The following is an 8,329-nucleotide window of genomic DNA, read 5'->3' on the forward strand; positions in this document are numbered from 1 at the left end:
GTCTTTAAGTTGTGCATATAGAAAAATGTGAGAAACTTTTCTAATATACTGAATTTCAGTATAATGCACAACTTATTTGTTAATTTAACTACCATAAACTATAACGCTCTCAAACCGCACAACGGGTTGTATTAATATCCATTTATATAATCGTCCTTCCTCCATTTTAAATAAGGCAAATCTTTACAGGAGTTAATTACTTTTTGAGTCGTTCTTACCGAAGCGTAGTATTCTTTGCAATTTCTCGCGATCTTCCATCTATCGATCTCTGATGTCGGAATGGACTTATTTAATATCTTTTTTCCGACGATGTGGTATTTGCCCGATGCCCCGTCCAAGACCTTAGATATATTGACGAATGTACACCTGCTATACCGACTACACAACTTACAGTGCTCAACGCGGAATCCTTCCTGAATGGATAACGCAAGCCCCAAATCATATAAATAATTTTGGCGGTTAAATTTCTCTGGAAGCATCACTTCAAAGCATGAGTCCTCCTCATGTGTGAATTGCGCCTCATGACAGCTACCGGCTCCATGTTCCATTTTAGCTCTGTATTCTCCTATATCATCAACGTACAACCTGAAGCGATCCAATGTGTACGTTGGTTGATGCGTTCGTTTAAAATTGTAAAACCGGATGGCAGAAATGTACCTTGTCAGATTGACGCCGATTTTTTGCGGCACCAAATCGCCAGTATTTTCCGTAATATTCTGAATCAGATCTAATTCGGCTTTTACATCTAGTTCTATAATTCGGATTACGGAGTTGATCTTATTTTGATTGCATGGATGAGTTACAGCGATTTCCAAAAACGTAGGCGGGCGCTCTGGATATTCGCTGTGGGTAAACATCAGATTTGCTCTAAAGCCGCGGTAGGTTACCTCTACGTGGCATGTATCGTAAATTTCTTTCAGGTTGACGGTGCGAAGTTCAACAGGAGTACATCTTTTCCAGACAGGGTATTTCCTGATGCCGCACTGTACTAAATGAGGACAGCTATTATGTGAATAAAATTTCACATTGAACGTTTCTGAGCCATCAAATCGCTGTTTTATGATTTGCTTCCCAAGCTTGTGGAGATAGCTCTCCCAGCTGCAGGTTTCTCCAGAATGCCTGAAGTGATGTGCTTTTATGTTTCCTAACACAGCGGTCATTTCTGCACCGAAGCCAACACAACGATATCGCTGAGTAGATCGAACTTCCCGCGTTATTGTTCCGATGTGGGTGATCACCCCTTCAGAGGCAAGTGCATGTTGGTATTGGATCACTGTGTTAATTGACTTACAATTGTGCAAGCAAATTAAATAAAAAAGATGACCGTTTTAGTCTTCTTTCCCGGAAGCTTACATTTTATAGCTTCTAGCTATAATTTTAATTAAAAAACTCCGGATAAGACATCAACGCCCTACTTTTATAACGCCCGGTGTAACCTGGCGTTAGGAAAAGAATTATGTTCACGATAGCACTTTACTTCCGGCGCCAGCTCGAGCGAAAATTTGATACAACAGTGAAAAAGGTTCAAAAAGAAACCCGTTACTCGTAAGCAACGGGTCCGCCCCAAGGCTGGGGCTATCAACCTAAACCTGATACGAAGATAGGGAGTCCGGTGCTTTCGTCCAAACATTTTGCTAAAAAGGGTGGATTTCCGATAATGAGGACTAATCCTAAATAATTTTATTTCCTAATGGGAAAAGGCAAAGCACTGCTAATTAACTTAGCATTATTTTATTGTTTTAAGCGAATTAATCGTATTTTTGAGTTCGGACGATAAATTTCACTAAGAATGGCAAATAACGTTGATGTAACTTCAAAAGGAATCAAGAAAATTCTCCAGAATTACAACCCGCAACAGGCAATTGCTGAATACATTTGGAATGGCTTCGATGCCAATGCTGACACGGTTGAATTGTTATACTCCGCAAATGAATTGGGTAGACTTGAGTATTTGCAAATCGTTGACAATGGATATGGTATTCATTACGAAAAGCTGCCCATAAAATTCAGACCATTCTATGAATCCGAAAAAGCCATTGAAATTTCAGCCCCCAAACATACTTCGGCTATGCACGGAAAAAATGGTGTTGGCAGATTAACTTTTTTCACCTTCGCACATAACGCCCATTGGACTACTACTTATGAAGGACAAGACGGCGTGCTAAAAAGCGCAGAGATAAAAATTGAAACTGGCGGTCTCAACACATATTCTCCCAAACTGCTACCATCCAATATTGCTGGGAAAACCGGAACCGTTGTTGCGTTTAACAATATCCAAATCTCCCAACAAGACTTTCAACACCAAATAATCCCATTTCTGTCTTCCGAGTTTTGCTGGTTTTTGGAACTGAACAAAGATAAAGGCTATAAAATACTGATAAACGGAGTTCCGCTAGACTATTCATCAATCATTCTTGATTACGAGGAAGATATTGAGATAACATATGAAGGAAGCAATACGGTATTCCGGTTGAAGTACATCCAATGGAGGAACTCCTTGCACAAAGAGTTTTCAAAGTATTACTTTCTGAATGGTGAAGGTGCGGAAATGTTCAAGGATTTCACCACCTTAAATAAGAAAAGCGATCAGTTTTATCATAGCGTTTACATTCAAAGTGCTTTCTTCGATGACTTCATGTTTAATGATTCATCTGATGAAGGCCAAATCAAGCTCTTTGGCAAAGCGAAAAATTCCCCTGAGTACAAATTCTTGATAAAAAAGGTCAATGAGTTCCTTAGAACGAGGCGAAAACCATTTCTCAGAGCGTATGCGTCCAGATTGGTTGAAGAATATGAACAAAATGGAATACTGCCAATTTATGAAACAGAATGGGAGGCGCAATTTAAAAAGCCTCAATTAGAGGAAACTATCATTGGACTATATGAAGCACAGCCAAAGCTCTTTAGTAATTTAAACCTCGAACAAAAGAAGACCTTTGTAAGATTTCTTGATCTGCTGCTTGAATCCAATGAAAGGGAACGAATATTTACAATTTTAGAAGAAATCGTTGAGCTTGAGCCAGAAGAGCGGGAAGATCTGGCGGATTTATTCAAAAAAACGCATTTAAACAGAATAATAGAAACTTTAAAATTGATCGAAGACCGGTATAAAGTATACTATATGCTTCGGGATTTGGTGTTCAATCCTGACCTGAAAGCCAATGAGGTAGACCATTTGCAAAAACTAATCGAAAATCATTATTGGATATTTGGAGAGCAATACCATTTAGTAACCGCTGCCGAACCTAAGTTTGAAGAGGCGTTGAGAAGGTATACCTACCTACTGACGGACCAGGATAGCGCTCCTGAAATTGAACACGAACACCGACTGAAAGAAATGGATATATTCGCCTGCAGACAGAACCTGCTAACGGATACAATTGACAATTTCGTCGTTGAGCTTAAACATCCCAAAATAAAATTAGGGGCAAAACAACATACCCAGATTTACAACTATTTGGATGTTATATCTAAGCAACCCGAATTTAATGCGCCCAATATGCGTTGGGAATTTATTCTAGTCGGATGTGATTTCGACTCTTCCGGATTTATCGAGAATCAAATCAATACCAATAGACCGCATGGAATCCCATCTCTGATATTAAATATGGATAATGGCCGGATTAAGGTATATGCTAAAAAGTGGAGTGAGATATTTACTGAATTCGAAATCAAGCACAATTTTTTGGACAAAAAGCTCAAACTGGAAAGAGATGGCCTGATAAATAATATAAAAAGCGCAGGTGGAGTAATAGAAGCTGCAAAAAATAATACCGCAATTGCCGCTGAGGAACTAAAAATTCCTACTCGAGAATAAGCACAAAAAACAGCGGCGTTTACCATTATTTAAAACAATTGAATATGTTTTAAAAGGTGTTTAACATCAACCTGAACCTTCGATAAAGACAAGAAATATTAGGTGATATTTACGGTAACCCGTAAGAATACGTTAAATAAAATCTGCATTTTTGGAATTGAGTTCTCCTGTTTGGAATTTAAGATATTCTGTTTACTTTTAACGAAACCAATTGTGATCTAAACCTGAATTAAGTGAGATTTCTTGAGGTCCAGAATTACACCGTCATATAGATAAGACTGCTAAGCGGATTTGACATATTATGAAGACTTTAATTCTAACCGTAATCGCGTCAATGTTTACAATCTCATTGTATGCGCAAAACCAATATGCCACCACGACAGACGGCAAAAAGGTAATCCTAAAAAGTGATGGTACGTGGGAATACGTAAAAGGTAATTCTGCTCCTGCCAGAAGTTTGCACTCCGGAGGCAATAAGTCAACGTCATCTAACACCCGAACCAGTTCTTCGTCTGTCAAGAAGCCTACCGGAAGGACATACATAAGAGGTCCGCGCGGAGGCTGCTATTACATCAACAGTAACGGCAATAAGACTTATGTGGATAGAAGTTTTTGTAATTAAGTAGCGTGAACGATATATGAAAATCATACCTGCTATAATAGTTTTATTATCGAGCTGTATAAGCACGTCCTGCACATCGGACAAGCGTGACAATCCGAGCCACGTTGAAGCAGAGCAATATTTGCCTAAGGAAACCTACCCGGCATCAGATTTTGATTATGATGATTTTAACAAGGAAGAATATGAATACGAGGATGGTGTATACTGTGCTACTGTGGATTATTACAATCCAAATACAGGAAACTCGAATTCCTACGTGCTAAATGTCGAAATCGAAAGTGACGAACTCATAACTATTTACTGGCCTAATGGTGGTTGGTTAGACGAAAGTCACTTCTCTTCTGAAAATATCTCAATCGGATCATGCACCTTCACTAGTGACAAAGGTTACGAGTATACGGTTACAATTATCGGTGAACAATGCCAATATACGGACACAAACATTTTACCTGAAAGTGAAGAGGACGAAAGCCACTTGTTGGATGACTTAGAAAATTTTGAATCTGACGAGTACGATGAGTATGTTGACGAGTTTTAGTAAGCATCGAGTCGGCACCCCTATATTAATAGAAATTTGCAACTTCCTTTCACCGTCTGTTTCTTGGTGACCAGCCTCTTTGGCCGGGCCCTTTTGGGTTGCTGGCCGTCGCCCTCATCAAAGAGCCGCTAAAGCTCCATCAGGTTCTTCACCCGGCAGCTTAATCCGTTCAGTTTGGTTTAACAACAATAATATATATTTGAAAATGTTTTTTTCACCTAAACAGCTATCAAAAAAAAGGAAAGATTGCAGGTTGACCGGCAATAACCTTAAAAATCTAAAAGCAAAACTCGTTCATATCGTAAACAAAGCATAAATGGTATTTTGGCTCATCATCGTTTCGACTGTAATATCAATTATTCTAATTATAAAAAGACTATCATCAGAAAAGAAAAAATATGAAAACCCTACATACTTAAAAAATCTACAAACAATCAATGAATTTCTTATCATGGTTCGTTTATTAAACGACTATGTGACTTGGGTGCGACGTGATCGGATAAAATCTGAATATGCTACAGCCGGAAAATTCTTTAAGAACAAAACCAATTATTACAAGAAGGAGACACGTGTCAAAAGCTTTAATGAGATTTTCGAAGATTTTGACAACTATATCATTCGATATAACCGGAATTACGTCAAAACACAAAAGGAAACACTACGGGGATATTTTGACAATATCGAAGGGAAAAGCCTGGACGACCAACAACGTACGGCATTGATAACGGATGAATATTCCAACTTAATAATTGCAGGTGCAGGGTCCGGAAAAACGCTAACGATTCTTGGAAAAGTTCAATACCTCACCGAACAGAAAAACATCAAGGCCGACGACATCTTGCTATTGTCATTTACCAAAAAAACGGTTGATGAACTAAACGAAAGATTAACAAAAATTGGCGTTGGCACCAAAGCAACCACTTTTCATAAACTGGGTTATGATACCATAAAAAAACACCGTGCGAATATTCCCGCTGTCACAAACGAAAACACACTGAGCGGCGTGATCAAAGCGTATTTAAAGGAAGATATTTTCGAAGATGCAGAGGCATTGCAAGCATTTATTCAATATGTTGCTTGCTATATGAACATTCCGGAAGAATACGATAATTACGATTCATATGGCGAAAAAATAGATACCGAGAAGGGCATTGATTTCCACACATTAAAATCAAAATGTGAACCACTGAATATGGTGTCGAAAGCTAAACATGACACCATACAGGGCGAAAGGGTGAAAAGTGTAGAGGAACTCATGATAGCGAATTTCTTGTACCTCAATGGAATTGAGTATGAATATGAGAAACCCTATCCGCATGGAGATGTGATGTATCGGCCTGACTTCTATCTAAGGGATTATGATATCTATCTGGAGCATTTTGGGGTGGATGAGCACAATCGTGCCGGATGGCTTACACCCCTTAACGAGCAAAAGTATGTCGAAGAAATGCTATTAAAACGGGAAACCCACAAAACCCATCATACAAAGTTATTAGAAACATACTCCTACTATAACAGGGACAACATTTTATTGCAAAAGCTACAGGAAATGTTGGAAGCTGAACAGGTTGCCTTAAAACCGAGAGACACCAAAGACATCTATGAGAAAGTATCGAACAATGACCAAAATTTTGGTAAAGAGATAATTAAGCTCATTGAGAGCTTTATCAACCTAAGCAAATCGAGAAGATTAAAACATAAGGACCTTGTCAAGTTATTTTCGGACAAACGTAAAATCCAGAATGAGTTCATGTATGAACGACAGGAAATGTTCTTACAATTTGCACTGCCAATTCTCGAAAAATACGATAACACGTTGAAGGAAAGAAATGAGGTTGATTTCAACGATATGATTAACCTTGCAACGGAACTCATAAGCGAGAACAAGCCGACTTATACCTATAAATACATCATTATTGATGAATATCAGGATATCTCATTTTCCCGGTTTAATTTAATTATGGAAATTCGGAAATTGTCGGGTGCTAGGTTAATTTGTGTGGGAGACGATTGGCAATCGATTTATCGCTTTGCAGGAAGTGACATCTCGCTATTCAGCAATTTCGGAAAATATGTCGGAAAGTATGAACAGTTATTGATCGAACAAACTTATCGGAATTCCCAACCTCTTATCGACATTAGTTCAACATTTATTCAAAAGAATCCAAGACAGATCTCCAAGCATCCGAAATCCAAGAAAGAGCCGTTGGAAGCTCCTATTAAATTTGTGCAGTACGATGACGGGGAAATAGCCGACGCGTTTATCAATGAAATAGGTCGACTCGTCAGCAAATATGGGAACAAATCAATCCTGGTTTTGGGCCGGCACAGCTTTGACATTCACGATTTGATTGCACTGACTCCAAAAAGCAGGGTGAAATACTTTGAAAGCACAGGTAAATTGGAAGTAAAAGGGTTTGAAGAAATTGATATTAAATATTTAACCGTTCATCGGTCAAAAGGTACCGAGGCAGATAATGTGATCGTGTTAAAGCTCAGCAACCATTTACTCGGCTTTCCCAACAAAATGACGGATGACCCCCTCCTATCGCTTTTGCTAAGTGATAGCGAAGAATACCGATTTGCAGAGGAGCGCAGGTTGTTTTATGTGGCGTTGACGAGAACCAAAAATGAAGTGGTATTGCTTACTCCATCAGAAGCGTCGTTGTTTGTGGAAGAGCTTCTGAAAGACAACAATTATCTGTTAACCACGACTGACGGGGCTGTGAACGCTACAGCGTGTCCATATTGTAAGACCGGGAAATTGGTGATCAGGCAGCATACGGCTAATGGTACTCAATTTTTGGGATGCTCGCACTACCCAAGTTGTAACCAGACGTTTAAAAACGTGGAAATATTATCGGACAGTGTATTATGTCCGGGTTGTGAAAGTGGCTTTATGGTTAAAAGGAGCGGTAGATTTGGCGACTTTTTGGGATGTACGAATTATCCTGGGTGTACGAATACGATAAAGTTGAGGTGATACGGCAATAGAAGATGAAAGCTACTCAATGAGTCGTTAGTGCATTACCTTGCTTAAAATAAGTTTGCTATCTTTGTGTATTATGAAAACTGTGACATTAGATATTTTGAACGATAAGGCGATGAACCTACTCAAGGAGTTGGAATTGTTGAAGCTCGTCCGTGTTCGCAGACAGACCTCGACCGGTAAAGAATTGAAGAAAGATCTCATCGCTAAATACAAAGGGGCAATGACTCCCCAAAGTGTAATCGGGAAATAAGGATGCACAGTTTTTGGCAATTAGGAGTGCACCATTTTTGGCAACAAGAGTGCACAGTTTTACAAAGGTATATTTCTTGATTTAAGTTTCAAATATTGTTTTCCTGTTTT

The 8,329-nt window shown here is 38.9% G+C and carries 5 protein-coding genes; 4 read left to right on the forward strand and 1 reads right to left on the reverse strand.

Annotated elements, in window-relative coordinates; genetic code table 11:
* Window positions 1-131: 131 nt before the first annotated feature.
* Entirely contained in the window at window positions 132-1,274 is a 1,143-nt protein-coding gene (locus ACFQRK_RS23620) for a hypothetical protein (protein WP_379010879.1), read from the reverse strand.
* Window positions 1,275-1,789: 515 nt separating this feature from the next.
* Here ACFQRK_RS23620 and ACFQRK_RS23625 point away from each other — a divergent pair.
* The 4 genes from ACFQRK_RS23625 to ACFQRK_RS23640 all read left to right on the forward strand — a co-directional run bounded on the left by ACFQRK_RS23625 (window position 1,790) and on the right by ACFQRK_RS23640 (window position 8,219).
* Window positions 1,790-3,817 carry an ATP-binding protein gene (locus tag ACFQRK_RS23625; protein WP_379010881.1) on the forward strand — a complete coding sequence of 676 codons (2,028 nt, stop codon included), beginning with the start codon at window positions 1,790-1,792 and terminating at the stop codon, window positions 3,815-3,817.
* Between the two features lie 638 nt (window positions 3,818-4,455).
* Window positions 4,456-4,977 carry a hypothetical protein gene (locus ACFQRK_RS23630; RefSeq protein ID WP_379010882.1) on the forward strand — a complete coding sequence of 174 codons (522 nt, stop codon included), beginning with the start codon at window positions 4,456-4,458 and terminating at the stop codon, window positions 4,975-4,977.
* 451 nt (window positions 4,978-5,428) lie between these two features.
* Window positions 5,429-7,960 carry a UvrD-helicase domain-containing protein gene (locus ACFQRK_RS23635; protein ID WP_379010883.1) on the forward strand — a complete coding sequence of 844 codons (2,532 nt, stop codon included), beginning with the start codon at window positions 5,429-5,431 and terminating at the stop codon, window positions 7,958-7,960.
* Between the two features lie 82 nt (window positions 7,961-8,042).
* On the forward strand, window positions 8,043-8,219 hold the full coding sequence (locus ACFQRK_RS23640; protein ID WP_379010884.1) for a hypothetical protein: 177 nt from the start codon (window positions 8,043-8,045) through the stop codon (window positions 8,217-8,219).
* The last annotated feature ends 110 nt before the right edge of the window (window positions 8,220-8,329 follow it).

This window comes from Parapedobacter sp. GCM10030251 (assembly GCF_042666505.1).
Lineage (GTDB): Bacteria > Bacteroidota > Bacteroidia > Sphingobacteriales > Sphingobacteriaceae > Parapedobacter.